Genomic DNA, 17,237 nt, shown 5'->3' on the forward strand with positions numbered 1-17,237 from the left:
TGGGCGCTGGTGGGAAGGGATGCCCTTAATCTAGTCGAACTCAATACGGTTCTGGTTCGTGATCATGTAGCCGAAGCGTTCGACCTTTTGATTGCCGTCAGCATCCTCGTATCTGAGCACAGCAGTACCGGATCGTGGGATGGAATCATTGGGTATGTGCACTACAACGGACTGAGCGGAGTGAGCCCTAAAACCTCCGATATGGAACGGCTCGGAGTCATCGAATGGCAATTGCATATCTAGAACAACATTGTGGGCTCGGTAACCGTCATTGGTGATTCTGATTTCGTTCGCCACCATCCCACTCGAATCGGGATACCCGCTATTCCCGGTACGCAGTGAAAAGAGAACCTTGATTTCCAGCTCTCGCCTCTTGCGGTCTGCTTCTAAGGACGCTAGGTACTCTTCCCTCTGCTGCTTTGCGGCTTCCGCCATGATGGTCTGCTGCTCGACAGAGTTTTTCAGTTCTTTCGCCTGCATCAATAGTGCTTTGGTACTCAATTTCAACTCGTCGCCCTGAAACTCCAGTGCTTTGGTGTTTTGGCCCAGTTCTTCGCCTTGCTGGAGGAACCCAAGTACAAGCCATAAGATAGCCAGAGGCCCAAATGCGCCGGCCAGGAAATCACCCACCTCGTTGAGGGGCATGGTCAGCAGCGTATCAACCCGCCCCCAAATGATTGGAAGGACAATGGCAACGTAAGCAAGCGTGAGTGCAGCCCCGACCGCTCCCAGGTGCTTTCGCAATCCCCAGCCCTGCGGCCTGAGCTTGTGCGATACATACCGCAGCACGGCAGTAAGTACGAACGCTGCGACCACACCGCACATGATGATCGTCGATAGTGGCCGAGCCTCTTCGACTGGAACCGCTGCAGGGGGCATGCTCCAGAAGACGCCGCCAACCTGTTCCCACAAACCCGCCATTGCAACCCCTTCGATCTAACTGTGGCACATGGCCAGCGATGATAGCGGCGTCGGGGTGCGTAGGGAAATAATTGGCTGTGGCAGAGAGGCCTAGGAATGCCCTTTCTTGCGCCGCCAGTGCCACCATTTGCGGGGAGGGCGCGGCGCGTGTACCTCTTTATAGCCGCCCAGCCAGCTTTCAAATTCTTTCGTCGATGGTACTAGCCCGGTCCTATAGGCAGCTTCTTCGTTAACAGTGATGATTCCGACAGGTTCATCCGACAGTTGTTTAATTTCTTTCACCAGAACTTGCCCGTGAGCCTCCAGGTCTTTGCACAGCTTGAGAGAAAAGAAAATAACCTCATCGTTATAGCTGCATACAGCATCGAGAGTGCTGCGATACTCCTTGTTGTGCCCGCCAGCAACAGCTGTGCCGAAATAAAGGTCCGCGAGCGAAAATCCTGGCGGGAGGTCTTCTTTAGAAAACCTGTCTAGGAGATTATTCCTATGATTGATAGCTTCCCCAAGCCGCGTATCGCTATCCATAAGCGCAAGGGCAGCCCGCAGGGCAAGCCCGGAACTGGATATTTTATGCATCACTAGTTGCTGCAGGTCCCCTGTCGGCATAGATACATGCAAAAACTTCAGGCGGTCAATTACTAGCACCGCTTCGCCAGTGCCCGCTTTAACCGCAGCCTGGAACTTTTCTCGCTCTGCCTCATACCTAACTTTGACAGGTTTGATGTACTGGCTTTTCGAGGACAATGCAGCGTTGAGGATCGCCATACCAATGGTTATGCCTGTATTCACCGCACGGATTTCGGCAGTCAGCTCGTCTATCCGCTTGGCCTTCTTGGCGATCTTCTGTGCTGCCGAGGCGCCGACCTTCGCGCCCACTAGGGCAGTGATGAACGCGGCGGCAGCCGTCATGATGAAGGGAAACCAGTCGAACTTATCCCAAAAATCCATCGCCGGCAGCCACGATGGCGAAGCCGTAAACACACCATGCACTGGTTCCCACGAAGCCATTGCAATCCCTTCTCTCAATCCATGGCACATAGCCAGCGATGATAGCGACGGTGCAGGTCATGGACAATCCGGCGCCTCATGTAGATGCGCCCATTCCCTGAGCAGCCGTAGCAGCACAGTCATGAACGCATCTTGGCGCTCACTCTCTGGCACGTGTGCCGTCTCAGTGCTCGCTATCATTGCGGTGATCTTTTGGATATTTTCGGGCATTGAGTGAAAGGTGGTGGTCATCCAGTCAGCGTGATGGACGTACTCTGGGAAATCTCTAACCGCAGCCGTCAGGGCTGGGTTGTCTTCCCAGCCGGGGTCGCGCTCGCCGGATTTGTACCTGGCAATAGCCTGTGCGAGTACCGCTTTGTTGAAATCGAGTATGTCACCCATCGTCACTCTCCTTGAACTGGCCCAAGTCCACATCCAAGTATCGCCCCTGATCCGGGGCTGTCACGTCGCGCTCGATGCGTCGGCCGCCCGTACCGCACAGATTCAGAGGGATCAATGCGGGCGGAGTCGGGGGCGCGCTGCCGGAAATGCTAGTGGTCATGGCTAGTTTCCTCCACGTATCGATTCAGGGCCTCGTCGGTGCCGGGATATCGCAGTTCATTCCCACCGATGCCGCGCCTAAGCCCCCTAATTTCGTCCAAGGCAGCCACCAAGACGTCCAGGATAAAGGCTTTAGGGGAGTGCTCTAGAACTTCGCGTGACGTACCCCAATCCACCATTGCAGTCATGAGGAAATACGCCAATTTCTGCTTAGCGATGGCCCTCAGATCGGGGTCATAGGTGTGTTCGGTCACTAAAAACAGCGCCTCTATGGTTTCCCACAGATCGCCACATTTTGGTTTGGGTATGGGCTCACTCATGGTTGGCCGCCTCGCTGTCATCTGATTGATCTTGAACAGGGAACAGGTGCACCCCGGTGTCGAGGTGGTTCATGCGTTGCTCGGCGGACGCAGCTTTCCACTGCTCGGCATTACGGATCAGGTACACATTGAGCGGCATCGACTTGCCGGTTTCCCGCTTCAAGATGCGCAGCGGTTCCGGTTCCCCGCAAAGAACCTTGAGCACCTTGCCCAGGCTGGTGATGTTTGCCGGCTTAGTCAGGGCTAACCCCATGTTGTTGAGCTTGGTAGCGGCTTCACCTACCACGATGATGTCCTTATCGAACGGCTCTCGACGCTGATCGATCAGCTCTTTGACGACGCCGTAAAGCTCGCCCTGTGCAGCGTCCTGCATAGCCCTGGCTGCAGCGGTTTGCGGCACAGGTGCGTATGGGTTCCAGTCGGCTGGGAACTTCCACTGCGCCAGAACACCAGCCACCAGCGACGGACCTTCGTTCTCCATCCAGGCGCGCAGCCTGATGTAGTAGGCATCCGGCTTCGGCGTGGCATTGCACATGAAGACGGCAATGCGGCGGTCACTCTGCATCAGCGGTAGCGCGTCCTTATTGTTGGTCGTGACGATGTAGTGGGTGATGTTCACTATGTCCTTGGCCGCCCGGCCCTTGCCCTCGAAGGAAACCTGTTCCTCGGAAATCATGTTCTTGAAGTTCTCATAGCCGTCTGCTTTTTCCGACCTGGCCATTTCGTTGATGAACAGCAACCGCTTGTGCTCGGTGACATCATCGAAGGATTTGGTCAGCGCCCGGCCGCTGCATGTGCCGACCATAATTGGTCCGAACACTTGGGCGAGTAACTTGAACAGCATCGATTTGCCCACGCCGCCGAGTTTGGAATAAAAGAGGAAGGCGCTCGGGATTTTGATTTCAGGCGTCTGGTACAGGGTGGCCAGCCAGTTCAGGAAGTACATGACCACCACTTCGTCATCGTCGGCCAGGTAGAGCAGGTGTTTGACGAAAATCTCAATGCTCTCGGGGGTGGCGTTCAGATTGGGCGGGCACATGGTCTTCTTGCGCTCGTACCAGAGGTTAAACATCTCGGGGTTGCCCTCATGCTCGGGCTTGGATGTCGGTTCCATGACGACACGCCGTGCTACCCGTTGCAGCGGGTCTTCCCAGTTCCACCAGATGGCACCCGAGGCGGCGCGTTCTTCCTTGCCGTCACCCTGAATGATCGTGATTTCACCGTAGTGCTTGCTGCAATACTTGATGAATCCCTTCTGGCCGAAAATATCCCCCGACTCGATGTGGTAGGCGCGCTGCTCACCGTTCGCCGTCAACATCACGAAGTCCTGGGAGATATAGCGAAGGATTTCCCTCGACTCGGCGTCGATGTTCATGCCCATTGCACACCCCCACTAACCACTGCCGGCCGTTGAATTTTCACTACGCCCTGGGGCGCCCCCTGTGCCGTTTGTTGGCGCGTCCGCTGCTGGCCCGTGTTGCGGACTACTGGCACGGGCATCGGCACAGGGGGGCGCCGTGCAGGGGCGGGTAATGGCGCCGGGCGCAGCACTGCGGCGGTGGCTTGCTCGGGACTGAGCATGACCACGCTGCCACTGGTGCAGGTGTTCGGCTCACTGGTGAGCAGGGCGTGAATGACGCCCGGATCGTATTCGTCCCAGCATTCATCGGGGGTGACGGACGGGCTTGCGGCGCTGGCTAGCAGCGTTACAATATAACTATTCATAGCGATACCTCATTGAACCCTGGCCTGATCCGCCGGGGTTTTCTTTTTCAGGCAGGCTGAACCTGACTTTTGCGGTCCAGGTGACGCGGCGCGGCGATCAGGTCGGCGATCCACTGTTCAACCTCGGCGCGCACCCACGCAACCTTGCTTGCGCGGCCATTGCTGCGGATCGGGCCGACAGCAACGGGGGCGGGAAAGCCACGGGAAATCTGTGCGTAGAGGGTGGGGCGATTCTTGTAGCCAGTCATGGCCAAGACTTCTTCGAACGTCAGGAAGGGGCAGACCACAGCGCTCGACGGCGCAGTCTCGCTAGTTGGAGTTTGAGAGTTCTGTTTTGCCATGACCATTACCTCGCAGGTAGCAGTGGGCGCTCAACGAACTTTTTAAAAGTTGTCGAATTTAAAAGTTGTCGAATTTAAAAGTTGGGATTATCCCCTACGCCGTTGATCATCATTTTATAGCGTTTGTTATCGAATTACAGCGAACAAGCGGTGAAGTTGCGAACGACCACCCGCCAGATGTAGTCGCAGCCCTCAATGCACAAGGGCTGCAGTAAAAATGAAAAAGTTATTCGGCGGTGTCTCTGTTTCTCAAATCATCCAGCCAGTCGGCGTAGAGCTGCGCTGCTTCGACCCGCTCCGGCAGGAGGTCGTCGCGGTTGTAGGCCCGGCCTAGCGGGTCATCTGTCTCATGCCCCATGGCCAGCTCCAGCACATCGGGGTCGATCTTGAGGTACTTCTTGCCGCAGGTTCGCCAGGTTGCCCGGAAACCGTGGCAGGTCACTGTGCCAACGTCGTACTTCAATTGCTTGGTGAGTAACAGGCGCATGCTTTCGGGGTGCATCGGCTTGGCGGGGTCGAGGCGTGACGGCAACACATATTCAGCGTGGCCCATGCGCCGCTGCAGCAGCTCGCGCAATATGGCAATGGCTTGTCGGGGAAGGGGCACATGGTGCGGTTTGTCCACCTTGGGCATGACGTAGACCCACCAACCGGCGTCGAGGTCCAGGTCTTCCCAGCGCATCGCGGCCAGTTCGCTCGGCCGTACCGGCAGCATGGTCTGCAGTCGCATCCCGTACCAGCTCGGGCTGTGGAGCGGGTGTGCCTCCAGTTTGCACAGGAAGGCGCCCAGCTCGACGGGATCAAGGATCGCGGCATGGTTGCTCTGTGAACGCCGTTCGCCTTTCTTGCGCTTAGACAGGAAGCTTTCGCAGCCAACGGCCACGTTCTCGCTGACGTACTTCGAAGTCTTGGCGAAGGACAGTACCCGCTTGACTACGCCGAATGCAAAGCGCTCGGCAGTGGGCCGTTTCGAATCCTGTATCTGGTAGGGCTTGAGGACGGCTTTGATATGGTCCGTGTCGAGATGCTTCACCGGCACATCACCGATGATTTCATTGATTGCAGCCAGCGCGTACCGGTGGCCCTTCTCGGTGCTAGGCGACCAGTCGTTCGCCGTCATATTGTGCTCGACGAACTCAGCCGCCACCACACGGAAGGTCAGTTCCCGGTCTGCTTTTCGGGCGGCCTGCTGTGCCTTTTTCTGGTCCTTCGGGTGGATGCCCTGCCTGGCACCAGCTTTGGCTGCCTCCGCTGCGGTGCGGGCGTCAACCAGGCCCATATGATCCTGGGGCAATGGCACGCCGGCTCTCGCGACGTAGTAGCGGCCAAGGGTATGCACACGCTCTGTGCCGTCCACCCAGTAACGCAACCGCCAGGATTTGGTCCCGGTCGCGCTGACGATCAGGTACAGGCCTCGCACAGTGCCGTCCGGATACTGGCCGGGGGTTTTCTTGTCGCGCACCGTCGCGTCGGTCAGCGGTTTCTTGGTCACGATCATGGTTTCCTGTATACGGTTGTGCCTCAGTGGGTCACGGTAAATTATACAGTTGTGCACATGATTTCAGCGTTTTCCGACGAACACCGCTTTCCATCAAATTACAGCTACGGGCAGCGTATTTACTCGGTTTTATCCTCGGCAGCCTTGAGTTCATTGATCCGCTTGTCGATCAGCTGACACTTGTCGGGCAAATCCTTGCTCGCCGTGCCCAGCTCCATCCCTTGAAGCTCGTCATTGATCTCCTTGGCCTTCTGCGGGTTCTGCTCGGTCAACTGGGTGACCAACCCGGCCAGCTCTTCGCGTTTCTGCGTCGCTTCTTCCGGTGTGCAGGCCCAGGCGGGCAGGGCGCAGAACAGGGCAGTGGCGCAGGCAATGGGCAGCAGCAGTTTCATCCTTCCTACCTCCGGCGGTGGTGATGCCCGGTGGAGGTATGTGCCTGGCCGTTAGTTCAGCGCCTTCGACCGGTGGCACTTCATGGTCAGCCTGTCCCCAGCTGGGCATCTGACCTAGCCTTGTGAGCCATTTGGCCAGGCCACTTCCCTCCAGGTTGTAATCCCTTTCCCAAAACCTCCTGAAGCTATTGAAGAGTGGGCGATCGCTCCCTAGCCTTGGCCTGGATCAGGAGGTATCGTATGTACAGATGTAAATACGGAGCGTCCCATGTTCTTTGAATGGGACGATGCCAAGAACCAGATAAACATCCGCAAGCACGGCATCGACTTCAGCGATGTTCCGAATATGTTCAATCATCCGATGCTGATTCGCCGCGATGGCAATCCGGACCACGATGAGGAACGCTGGGTCTGCCTGGGCTGGCTGAAGTGTCTGATAGGCGTGGTCGTGTACACGGAAAGGCAGGGTGATGTCATTCGCATCATTTCTGCACGCAAAGCCACCAGATGGGAGGCCAAACATTATGACCAAAGCATCGAAAACTGACTGGAGTCGCCTGGCTCGACAGGACGACCAGGCTATTGATACCTCGGATATTCCTGAGCTGGATGAAAATTTCTTCCGCGAGGCCGAGCTGCGAGTTCCAGCCAAGCAAACGGTGACCATTCGCCTTGATTCCGATGTTCTCGCCTGGTTCAAAGAGCAGGGTAGCGGCTACCAGACCCGGATCAACCAGTTGCTGCGCCAGTACATGCAAGCACAACAACGCCAGCGCTGAGATATTTCGGAACGCTGGGCAAGCTCGACAGGTCCCAACCTGTGTACCCCTTCCGTCCACAGCAGGAGCCCGTAGCCATGAGCATCGCCTACGACTGGGACCTGATCGAGCGTTTGCTGCACGAGGTGCAGAACGGCGCCGGTCACAGCTTCACGCCACGCCCCTATGCCGAGCAGCACGCTGCGGCACTGGCTGCCAAGGGGGAGCCGGTGGGCGACCTGGACCACCTGAAAACCCGTGCCTGCGAATACGAAAGGCTGCTGTTCGAGCGTGGTTTCATCGAAACCCGGCCCGAAGAGGATGGCGGCAATGGCGAGAACTTCGTGCTGACCGAGCGCGGTTCGCGGCTGATGAGCCTGATCGACAGCAGCATTCCCGGCTTCGAACACCCGCGCCAGGTATTGGACGAGCAGGAGGATGCGCTGGACGAAACCACCTTCGAGCAGGTGTCGGCGAAGGCACAGATCGCCTGAGGTCGTTTTGAGGCTGGCAAGGGTGGCCATGGAAACCCGATAATCGGTAGTTCCTGACCATTGCCGAGCCCTTGCCCATGCCAATGACTACCGCAGAGGCCCGCCTATGAGCGCGGTCCGCAAGAACCCCGACGCCTTTGCCTTCCAGGTGATGCTGGGGCTGTGCCTGATCTGGGGTTGCCAGCAGGTCTTGATCAAGACGGCCGCCATCGATATCGCGCCGGTGATGCAGGCGGCCTTGCGCAACGGCATCGCCGCCGTACTGGTAGGCCTGATGCTGTGCTGGCGCGGGGGCTGGGAGCAGGTCGGCAGCACCTGGCGAGCCGGGGTGGTGGCGGGCGGGTTGTTCGGCCTGGAGTTTCTGTTCATTGCCGAGGGGCTGAAGCTGACCTCGGCGGCGCACATGTCGGTGTTCCTCTATACCGCGCCGGTGTTTACCGCGTTGGGCCTGCATTTCAGGTTGCCCAGCGAACGCCTGCGGCTGCTGCAATGGCTGGGGATCCTGCTGGCCTTCGGCGGCATTGCCATGGCGTTTGCCGGCGGCATGTCGTTCGAGCAAATGGATGGCCGCACACTGTTGGGTGATGCCTTTGGCGTGATCGCCGGGCTGGCCTGGGGGGCGACCACGGTGGTGGTGCGTTGCTCGCGGCTGTCGGAAGCGCCGGCGACCCTGACCCTGTTCTATCAGCTGGCGGTGGGCTTTGCCGGGTTGCTGCTGATTGCCTTGCTCAGCGGCCAGATCGGCGCGGTGACGCTGACGCCGCTGGCAATGGGCAGTGTGCTGTTCCAAGGGGTTGTGGTGTCGTTCATCAGCTACCTGACCTGGTTCTGGTTACTGCGCAAATACCTGGCGTCGAACCTGGCAGTGTTCTCGTTCATCACCCCGCTGTTCGGAGTGACCTTTGGCGTGTTGTTGCTGGATGAGCCGCTGAGCCTGAACTTTGTGGTTGGCGCGTTGATGGTGCTGCTGGGGGTGGTCCTGGTGAGTGCCGAGCCTTGGGTGAAGCAGCAGTTGCGGCGGATTGTGGGATGATCGATACCCTGTACCGGCCTCTTCGCGGGTTTGCCCGCTCCCACAGGTATTGCACAGGTCTTGAAGATTGTGCGGCCCCTGTGGGAGCGGGCGAGCCCGCGAAAAAGCCGGCACGGGCAGCCACGATTCAGGATGCTGCCTTGGCCTGACAGGCGCTGCCCTGCTGTGCAGAGCTGCCAAGCAGCACCAGCCCCCCAGCCACCACCAACCCACCCGCAGCCACCATCAGCGCCGGCTGCAGCCCGCCGCTGTAATGGCTGCTGACCGCCGCCAGCAGCGGCCCGCTCAACTGCCCCAGGGCAAAGCAGGCCGTCAGCAGCCCGGCATTGCGCTGTGTGGCATGCGGCGCCAGCTCCCGCGAACGTTGCATCACCAACTGCATGCAGGCCAGGAACGGCCCGCCACACAGCACCACGCCCAACGCCAGCCCGACACCCCCACCCATCAGGCAGGCCAGTACACCCAACCCCTGCAGCCACAGGGTGGCAGTGAGCCAGGCCGAGGTGCGGCCGCCACGCCGCAGGCTCACCAGCAGTACCCCCAGTGCCGCCGACAGGCCGAACGCCGGCCAGAACAGGTCGGCCAGCCACTGCCCGTGGAACTGCTGGTTGGCCATCTGCGACAGGAAGGTGGCCGGCAGGATGTAACCCACGCCATACAGTGCATACACCAGCCCCAGGCGGCCGATGCCGACACTGCGGGTCGGGCCCTGGCGTGCAGCCGACGGCACTGGTGCCGCTTGCAGCGCTCTTGGCAGCCAAGGCCGGACTGCCAGCAGCATCACCAGCGCGGCCACGGCATAGATCAGCCACAGTGCTGCCGAACCCAACCCCCACAGATGCGCCACCAGCGCCAGCAAGCCAGTCAGCGCGATGCCCAGGCCGGGCCCCGCGAACACCAGTGCACCCAGGCGCTGACGGTTGTTGGCATTGGCCACCTGTTGGCTGAGGCTGGTGATCATCACCAGCACCCAGGCGCTGGCCATTCCGGTGCCAAAGCGCAGCAGCAGGTGGCTCCAGAACCCGTCTGCAGCCCATGACGCCAGGGTCAGCAGCACGCAAAGCCACAGCCCACCCTGCAGGCGCAGGCGCACATGGCCCGGCGAGCGGGCGAACATGGCATCGACCGCGCCGATGAAGTAACCCAGATAGTTGGCCGCGGCGACCAGCCCGGCGACCGTCAGATCGAACTGGCCTTCGGCGATCAGCTGCGGCAGCTGCGGGGTCAGGGCGAAACGGCCGATGCCCATGGCCATCATCAGCGCTACGGCGCTTGCCAGCAGTTGAATGAGTGGCGACATGACGATTCTCCTGCACGGATGTAAGCGATGGCTGGCAGGTTAGGGCGGTTTATTTTTCAATAAAATTGAATAATGATGATCAAGTTGTTCTGTTTTGGAGAATGCTGTGGAATTCAGCCAACTGCGTATCTTCCAGGCCGTCGCCGAGGACGGTTCGGTCACCCGTGCCGCAGAGCGCCTGCATCGGGTGCCGTCGAACCTGTCGACGCGCTTGCGCCAGCTCGAGGAGCAACTGGGTGTCGAGCTGTTCCTGCGCGAACGCCAGCGTCTGCAGCTGTCGCCGGCGGGCAAGGTGCTGCTGGATTACGCCAACCGCATGTCAGCCTTGCGCGACGAGGCGCTGGCCGCCGTGCGGGGCGGCCAACCGGCGGGGGACTTTGTACTCGGGACCATGTACAGCACGGCGGCGACCCATTTGCCCGAGCTGCTGGCGCGTTATCACCAAGCCTACCCGGCGGTGAACCTGCAGGTGCGCGCTGCGCCCAGTGGCGAACTGCTGGAAGGCCTGCTGAACCACACCTTGGACGCGGCACTGGTGGATGGGCCGCCGAGCCTGGCCGGGCTGGATGGCGTTCCGCTGTGTGATGAGCAGCTGGTGCTGATCACCAGCCCCGAGCACCCAGCGGTGCTCACTGCCAAGGATGTGGCGGGCAAGGCGGTGTTCACGTTCCGCCAAGGCTGCTCGTACCGCATGCGCCTGGAGGCCTGGTATGCCCATGCCCATACGCCCATGGGCCGGGTGATGGAGATCGAGTCGTACCAGAGCATGCTGGCCTGCGTGATCGCCGGTGCGGGCGTGGCGATGATGGCCAGGTCGATGCTCGACAGCCTTCCCGGGCGCGACCGGGTACGGGCGCACCGACTGCAGGCGCCGTTCGATCAGGCGGTCACCTGGTTGATGTGGCGCCAGGGCATGTGCGGGGCAAATTTGCAGGCCTGGGTCGACCTGCAACAAAGCGAAACGATTAACCAGTCGTCGGAATGCGCCGTTACGGCTTGATCCGTATCAAAATGGCCCGTATCTGTAGGTTTAGAGGCATGCGTAATACAGGACATAGGGCTATGATCTGTATGAAACATCGCAGGATTGAATTGCCGTGAGGCTGACCCGTCAAGGGGGCATTATGAATAAACCACTATCCAACTGGCTCCACGACCTGGCTGTCGCCTTGGGGCTGATTCCACCACCTTTGCAGCCGGTGCCGATCCCGACTGATGAAGAGCAGCGCAAACGCCAACCGCGTCGTCGCTGATACAGACAAAGGCCGCTGCACCTGGGTGGGTGCAGCGGCCTTTTTGTGTCTGCCAGTTGTGTGTTGCCTGTACCGGCCTCTTCGCGGGCTTGCCCGCTCCCACAGGTACCCCATGAATTTCAAGGCTTGTGGTATCCCTGTGGGAGCGGGCGAGCCCGCGAAGAGGCCAGTTCAGGCTGAAGGTCAGGCCAGCTTCACCGCCGCCACCGATTTACGTGACATCAGGCTGACCACCACAAAGCTCACCAGACCAACCGCCAGGCTGTAGTAGATCGGCGTATTGGCTTCCAGCCCATCCTTGAACATGAACAGCAGCGCGGTGGCGAAGCCCAGCGACATGCTGGCGATGGCCCCGACGGTGGTAGCGCGCTTCCAGAAGATCGCCCCGATCAGCGGGATCAGCATGCCACCGACCAGCAGGTTGTAAGCCAGGGTCAGGGCATTGATCACATCGTTCACCACCAGGGCGATACCCAGCACCACCAGGCCGGTGAGCAGGGTGAACAGGCGGCTTACGCCCAGGCTCGACGCCTTGCCGCCACGCAGCTTGGGCAGCAAGTCTTCGGTCAGGGTGGTCGACGCAGCCAGCAGGCCGGCGCTGGCGGTGGACATCATGGCGGCCAGCGCCGCTGCCATCAGCAGGCCACGGATGCCGTCGGGCAGGGTGGTCTTGATCATCTCGGCAAAGGCATTGTTCGGGTTGGCCAGGTCGGGCATCAGCACGTGCGCAGCCATGCCGATCGTGGCGCAGGCCAGACCGTACAGTACGCAGTACACACCAGCGGTGGTGCCAGCGCGCTGGCAGACCTTCTCGTCACGGGCAGTGAATACCCGCTGCCAGATGTCCTGGCCGATGAGGATGCCGAAGAAGTAGATCAGGAAGTAGGTGATGATGGTGTCCCAGCCAATGGTGGTCAGCTGGAAGCTGGCCGATGGCAGCTTGGCCACCAGGGTGTCCCAGCCACCGGCTTTGTACAGGCACACTGGCAGCAGGATGAACATCAGGCCGACAGTCTTGATCACGAACTGGACGATGTCGGTCAGGGTCAGCGACCACATGCCGCCAATGGTCGAGTACAGCACCACCACGCCACCACCCAACAGCAGCGAAGCCCAGAACGGAAGGTCGAGCAGCACCTGCAGTACGGTGGCCATGGCCAGGGTCGAGGTGACGCCGATCATCAATGCATAGGCCAGCATGATCACGGCGCTGGCCTGGCGTGCAGCGGGGTTGTAGCGCTGCTCCAGCACCTGGGTCACGGTGAAGATGCGCAGGCGCAGCAAAGGTTTGGCGAGGAACAGGTTGAGGGCGATGATGCCCAGGCCCAGGGCTGCGCACAGCCAGAAGCCGGAGATGCCGTGGACGTAGCCCAGGCGTACTGTGCCGACGGTGGACGCGCCACCGAGCACGGTGGTGGCCATGGTGCCCATGTACAGGACCGGGCCGAGATTGCGCCCGGCCACCAGGTAGTCCTCATGGGTTTTCGCGCGCCGCATGCCATACCAGCCAAGCCCGAGCATGCCGGCGGTGTAGATCATTACAACAATGATGTCCAAGGCCATTGGGGGTCTCCCGATTATCTTTATTATGGCGAGATCGACCACGCGGGCGGGTTCAAGGCGCCCGGCGGTCTTGTCGTGTTGTTGGCGGGCCTCTGTGGCCCTCCCTCATGGCTCCTGCCGGGGTGTAGCGGTATTAACGACGCACTACGCCCGGTAGCACGCAGAGCATCTCGAACAGCAGGTTGGCACCGAGCAGCGAGGTGTTGCCGGTGGTGTCGTAAGGCGGGGAGACTTCGACGAGGTCACAGCCGATCAGGTCCAGGCCGTGGCAGCCGCGAATGATCTCCATCGCCTGGATGGTGGTCAAGCCGCCGATTTCCGGGGTGCCGGTGCCAGGCGCCCAGGCCGGGTCGATGCCGTCGATGTCGAACGACAGATACACCGGGCCACCGCCGACCTTTTCGCGCACCTCGGCCATCAGCGGTTCCAGCGACTTGTGCCAGCACTCTTCGGCCTGGACCACACGGAAGCCCTGGCGGCGGCTCCAGTTGAAGTCATCGGCGGTGTAGCCTTGGGCGCGCAGGCCGATCTGCACCACGCGCTCGCAATCGAGCAGGCCTTCTTCCACGGCGCGGCGGAAGGTGGTGCCGTGGGCGATCTTCTCGCCGAACATGTGGTCGTTGACGTCGGCATGGGCATCGATGTGCACCAGGCCGATCTTGCCGTGTTTCTTGTGCAGCGCGCGCAGGATCGGCAGGGTGATGGTGTGGTCCCCACCCAGGGTCAGCGGGATGATGTTGTGCTCTAGGACCTCGTCGTACGCTTCTTCGATGATGCGCACGGCGTCCAGCAGATTGAAGGTGTTGATCGCCACGTCACCGATGTCGGCCACCGACAGCGAGTCGAACGGTGCAGCCCCGGTGGCCATGTTGTACGGGCGGATCATCACCGATTCGGCGCGGATCTGCCGCGGGCCGAAGCGGGTGCCGGAGCGCAGCGAGGTACCAATGTCCAGCGGCACGCCGATGAAGGCGGCGTCCAGGCCTTGGGCACTTTGCAGGTGGGGGAGACGGAGCATGGTGGCGATGCCGCCGAAACGCGGCATTTCGTTGCCGCCCAGTGGTTGGTGGAGGATCTTGTCCACGGTGGGCCTCATCAGTCGGTCGATTGTTCTGTTTGTTCGAACCTGTTGCCGCCGCGCGCCTTCCAGGTGTGGTCTTGCTGGCGGGCAGGGACATTTCGGCCAAGTCTGCTGAAGGTAGTGCCGGGGAAAAATCGCTACCGGCAAATACTTACTTCAGGAATTTCTGAACTAAAGGCGGCAGAGCGGTTAGACTGCGCGCAAATACCCTTGCGGAACCGTTGCACCATGGCCTCGACCTTGCCTGACCTGAAACTGCTGCGCATCTTTGTCAGCGTTGTGCGCCACCAGGGCTTTGCCAATGCCCAGCGCGACCTCAACCTGTCGACTTCGGCCATCAGCACCTACATGAGCCAGCTGGAAGGCGCCCTGGGGATCGTGCTGTGCCACCGCGGCCGTGGCGGGTTCAGCCTGACCAGCAAGGGCGAGCTGTTTCACCAGGAAACCCTGCGTCTGCTGGCCGAGCTGGACGGTTTCGAGCAGTACGCCGCTGCCCTCAAGGGCGAGTTGCGCGGCACGCTCAATCTGGGGGTGATCGACTCCACGGTAGGTGATCGGGCCTTGCCGCTGGCCGAAGCCATCGGCGCCTATAGCCAGGAACACCCGGCGGTGCATCTGCACTTGTCGGTGTCCAGCCCTTACGAGCTGCAACTGGGCGTGCAGGACAACCGCCTGGACTTGGCGATCGGGGCGTTTTCCTCGCGCATGAGCGGGCTGCTCTACCAGCCGCTGTACCGTGAGCAGCACTGGCTGTACTGCAGCAGCCGCCACCCCTTGTATGCCGAACGGCGCATCCCCGAGCAGGTGGTGACCCAGCAGCGCATGGTCGGGCGTGGCTACTGGAGCCAGGCCGAACTGGCCCGGCATGGCTTCAAGCACAGCGCGGCGACGGTGGAGAGCATGGAGGCGCAGTTGATCCTGATTCTCTCCGGGGCCTACATCGGCTACCTGCCCGAGCACTATGCCCAAGCCTGGGTCGACAAGGGCGACCTGCGCGTGCTGTCGCCGTCAACTTTCGGCTATCAGGCACCGTTTTCGCTGATCATTCGCCGCGGGCGCAGCCGCGAACCGCTGATTCAGACCTTCCGCGACCTGCTGAAAAGCCAGCTCAACGTGGGCTGAAGCGCGGTACATGCTGTATTTCGTCGGCACCCGTCAAATTTGTTGGTGCCGCTGACCGACAACATAATGGCGTCCTGCTATATATCAAATCAGCGTGTGCTGCTGTCTACCTCCCTTTCATCCTGCAAGGATTGCCCAAGATGCGCATGAATTTGCCCGTCACTGAGCACGAAAGAACCTTTCCCAACGATCAACGCCTGATTTCCACCACCGATCTCAACAGCCGCATCACCTATTGCAACGACGCTTTCGTGGCGATCAGCGGGTTCACCTATGACGAGCTGGTCGGCCAACCCCACAACCTGGTGCGCCATCCGGACATGCCGCCGGCCGTGTTCGGCCACATGTGGGAAACCATCAAGCAAGGCAAACCGTGGATGGGCGTAGTCAAGAACCGAGCAAAGAACGGCGATTACTATTGGGTCAGCGCCTATGTCACGGCCGTCTACGAACAGGGCCGCATCAGTGGCTACGAGTCGGTGCGCTCGGTGCCCACCCGCGAGCAGATCCGCCGCGCCGAGGTGTTGTACGCGCGCTTGCGGGCCGGCCGCGCGCCGGTGCCGTGGGCGGCCCGGTTGGGGCATGGCCTGGGCCATGGTTGGCCATTGATCGGTGCGGGCCTGCTGTCGGCGGCGGCCTACCTGTGGCTACCGCCTTATGCGGCGCTCGGGGTGCTGATGGCCAGCCTGCTGCTGGCCTGGTATCTGGTCGAGCACCGGCAGAACCAGGCCATCCGCCGCACGCTGGCCGAGCATCCCAAGGCCTTCACCAGCCCGCTGGTGGCACTGACCTACAGCGATAACCCAGGCCTGCAAGGCCAGTTGGACCTTGCCATCATCAGCGAGGAAGCACGCCTGCAAACGGCCTTGACCCGCCTGGTGGATGCCGGGGTCGGGGTGAAGTCTCGGGCGGCGCAGTCGTCCGACTTGTCCGGTGCCCAGGCACAGATGCTCGACCGCCAGCGCAACGAGACCGACCAGTCCGCCGCCGCGATCGCGCAGATGGCGGCGACCATCCAGCAGGTTACCCATAACGTGCAGAGCACGGCGCACGCAGCGGGCGATGCCGACCAGCTGGCGCAACAGGGTAGCGAACTGGCGATGCAGAGCCTGCAAGCCATGGGCAGCATGAGCAATGCGGTCAGCGACATCGGCCAGGCCGTCAATGCCCTGGCCGAGCAGACCCAGTCGATCGGCAGCGTGGTCGATGTGATTTCCTCGATCGCCGAGCAGACCAACCTGCTGGCGCTCAACGCGGCCATCGAGGCGGCGCGTGCCGGCGAACAGGGGCGCGGGTTTGCCGTGGTGGCGGATGAGGTGCGTTCGCTGGCCCAGCGCACCCGTGCCTCGACCGAAGAGATTCATCAGATCATCGCCTCGTTGCGCGCCGGGGCAGAGCGTGCGGTGAGCACTGCCAGCCGCGGCGAGCAGATCTCGCGGGACAGCGTGCACAGTGTCGAGGCGGTGCAGGCAGCGTTGAGCGGGATTGCCCAGGCGGTCAGCCGTATCACCGGCATGAGCCAGCAGATGGCGACGGCGTCGGAGCAGCAGAGCCATGTGGCCGAGGACATCAACCAGCAGATCGTGCGGATAGCCCACCTGTGTGACCAGAGTGCCGGGCAGGCCAGGCAGGGCGCGGAAATCAGTCAGGACCTGGAGCGCATGGCGGAGTACCTGCATAGCCTGGCGGAGCGGTTCAATCGTTGAGATTGCCGGGGCCGCCTTGCGGCCCTTTCGCCGGCAAGCCAGCTTGTGTCTTGAGAGGGGATTAGAATCTGAAGTGAGAGCGGTGAATGGCAAGCTGAATGCCAGAGGTGCCTTGAGCACGTGTGGGAGCACAAGCTGCCATTCACCGTTCCACTTTGGCGAGAGCCCGAACAGTTGGATGA

The 17,237-nt window shown here is 60.9% G+C and carries 20 protein-coding genes; 8 read left to right on the top strand and 12 right to left on the bottom strand.

The window, feature by feature from the left end:
• Positions 1-30: 30 nt before the first annotated feature.
• From CAF92_RS27220 to CAF92_RS23970, 9 genes are all read right to left on the bottom strand, one after another.
• Entirely contained in the window at positions 31-921 is an 891-nt protein-coding gene (locus tag CAF92_RS27220) for a CbtA family protein (RefSeq protein ID WP_143516209.1), read from the bottom strand.
• 90 nt (positions 922-1,011) lie between these two features.
• On the bottom strand, positions 1,012-1,929 hold the full coding sequence (locus tag CAF92_RS23940; protein ID WP_143516211.1) for a hypothetical protein: 918 nt from the start codon (positions 1,927-1,929) through the stop codon (positions 1,012-1,014).
• Positions 1,930-1,986: 57 nt separating this feature from the next.
• On the bottom strand, positions 1,987-2,310 hold the full coding sequence (locus tag CAF92_RS23945) for a hypothetical protein (RefSeq protein ID WP_085602112.1): 324 nt from the start codon (positions 2,308-2,310) through the stop codon (positions 1,987-1,989).
• A gap of 149 nt (positions 2,311-2,459) precedes the next feature.
• A complete protein-coding gene (locus CAF92_RS23950; RefSeq protein ID WP_085602113.1) occupies positions 2,460-2,789 on the bottom strand; it encodes a hypothetical protein in 330 nt (109 codons plus the stop codon).
• Positions 2,782-4,164, bottom strand: coding sequence for a primase-helicase family protein (locus CAF92_RS23955; protein WP_143516213.1), 1,383 nt, complete (start codon positions 4,162-4,164; stop codon positions 2,782-2,784). Before CAF92_RS23955 ends, CAF92_RS23950 begins: the two co-directional genes overlap by 8 nt.
• Entirely contained in the window at positions 4,161-4,514 is a 354-nt protein-coding gene (locus tag CAF92_RS27225) for a hypothetical protein (RefSeq protein WP_143516215.1), read from the bottom strand. The genes CAF92_RS23955 and CAF92_RS27225 overlap by 4 nt, the downstream gene beginning before the upstream one ends.
• Positions 4,515-4,561: 47 nt before the next feature.
• On the bottom strand, positions 4,562-4,855 hold the full coding sequence (locus CAF92_RS23960) for an AlpA family transcriptional regulator (protein WP_256573793.1): 294 nt from the start codon (positions 4,853-4,855) through the stop codon (positions 4,562-4,564).
• 226 nt (positions 4,856-5,081) lie between these two features.
• Positions 5,082-6,353, bottom strand: coding sequence for a site-specific integrase (locus CAF92_RS23965; protein WP_085602116.1), 1,272 nt, complete (start codon positions 6,351-6,353; stop codon positions 5,082-5,084).
• 119 nt (positions 6,354-6,472) lie between these two features.
• On the bottom strand, positions 6,473-6,745 hold the full coding sequence (locus CAF92_RS23970) for a hypothetical protein (protein WP_085602117.1): 273 nt from the start codon (positions 6,743-6,745) through the stop codon (positions 6,473-6,475).
• Positions 6,746-7,013: 268 nt separating this feature from the next.
• Between CAF92_RS23970 and CAF92_RS23975 the strand changes: the two genes are divergently transcribed.
• The 4 genes from CAF92_RS23975 to CAF92_RS23990 all read left to right on the top strand — a co-directional run bounded on the left by CAF92_RS23975 (position 7,014) and on the right by CAF92_RS23990 (position 9,030).
• Positions 7,014-7,292 carry a BrnT family toxin gene (locus CAF92_RS23975; protein WP_085602118.1) on the top strand — a complete coding sequence of 93 codons (279 nt, stop codon included), beginning with the start codon at positions 7,014-7,016 and terminating at the stop codon, positions 7,290-7,292.
• Positions 7,270-7,524, top strand: a complete 255-nt coding sequence (locus CAF92_RS23980; RefSeq protein WP_046614667.1) for a BrnA antitoxin family protein — start codon at positions 7,270-7,272, stop codon at positions 7,522-7,524. The genes CAF92_RS23975 and CAF92_RS23980 overlap by 23 nt, the downstream gene beginning before the upstream one ends.
• 77 nt (positions 7,525-7,601) lie before the next feature.
• Entirely contained in the window at positions 7,602-7,997 is a 396-nt protein-coding gene (locus CAF92_RS23985) for a hypothetical protein (RefSeq protein ID WP_013973698.1), read from the top strand.
• A 106-nt stretch (positions 7,998-8,103) separates the two neighbouring features.
• Positions 8,104-9,030 (top strand): DMT family transporter, encoded by a 927-nt coding sequence (locus CAF92_RS23990; RefSeq protein WP_085602119.1) that lies wholly within the window; start codon positions 8,104-8,106, stop codon positions 9,028-9,030.
• A 127-nt stretch (positions 9,031-9,157) separates the two neighbouring features.
• On the opposite strand, the gene CAF92_RS23995 is transcribed toward CAF92_RS23990, so the two are convergent.
• Entirely contained in the window at positions 9,158-10,330 is a 1,173-nt protein-coding gene (locus CAF92_RS23995) for an MFS transporter (RefSeq protein WP_085602120.1), read from the bottom strand.
• A gap of 106 nt (positions 10,331-10,436) precedes the next feature.
• On the opposite strand from CAF92_RS23995, the gene CAF92_RS24000 reads away from it, so the two are divergent.
• On the top strand, positions 10,437-11,330 hold the full coding sequence (locus CAF92_RS24000) for a LysR family transcriptional regulator (RefSeq protein WP_085602121.1): 894 nt from the start codon (positions 10,437-10,439) through the stop codon (positions 11,328-11,330).
• A gap of 124 nt (positions 11,331-11,454) precedes the next feature.
• Positions 11,455-11,583: a PA1414 family protein gene (locus tag CAF92_RS27700; RefSeq protein WP_009683677.1), complete on the top strand. Its 129-nt coding sequence runs from the start codon at positions 11,455-11,457 to the stop codon at positions 11,581-11,583.
• 183 nt (positions 11,584-11,766) lie between these two features.
• On the opposite strand, the gene CAF92_RS24005 is transcribed toward CAF92_RS27700, so the two are convergent.
• Both CAF92_RS24005 and speB read right to left on the bottom strand, forming a co-directional pair.
• A complete protein-coding gene (locus tag CAF92_RS24005) occupies positions 11,767-13,146 on the bottom strand; it encodes a sodium:solute symporter (protein WP_085602122.1) in 1,380 nt (459 codons plus the stop codon).
• Positions 13,147-13,279: 133 nt separating this feature from the next.
• Positions 13,280-14,230, bottom strand: a complete 951-nt coding sequence (gene speB / locus CAF92_RS24010) for an agmatinase (protein WP_025340154.1) — start codon at positions 14,228-14,230, stop codon at positions 13,280-13,282.
• Positions 14,231-14,455: 225 nt separating this feature from the next.
• Between speB and CAF92_RS24015 the strand changes: the two genes are divergently transcribed.
• The gene (locus CAF92_RS24015) at positions 14,456-15,349 is read left to right on the top strand and encodes a LysR family transcriptional regulator (protein ID WP_046614662.1); all 894 of its coding nucleotides are present in this window, start codon (positions 14,456-14,458) and stop codon (positions 15,347-15,349) included.
• A gap of 140 nt (positions 15,350-15,489) precedes the next feature.
• Positions 15,490-17,055: a PAS domain-containing methyl-accepting chemotaxis protein gene (locus tag CAF92_RS24020; protein ID WP_085602123.1), complete on the top strand. Its 1,566-nt coding sequence runs from the start codon at positions 15,490-15,492 to the stop codon at positions 17,053-17,055.
• Positions 17,056-17,237: the final 182 nt, after the last annotated feature.

It is taken from the genome of Pseudomonas sp. B10(2017) (assembly GCF_002113295.1).
GTDB lineage: Bacteria > Pseudomonadota > Gammaproteobacteria > Pseudomonadales > Pseudomonadaceae > Aquipseudomonas > Aquipseudomonas pudica.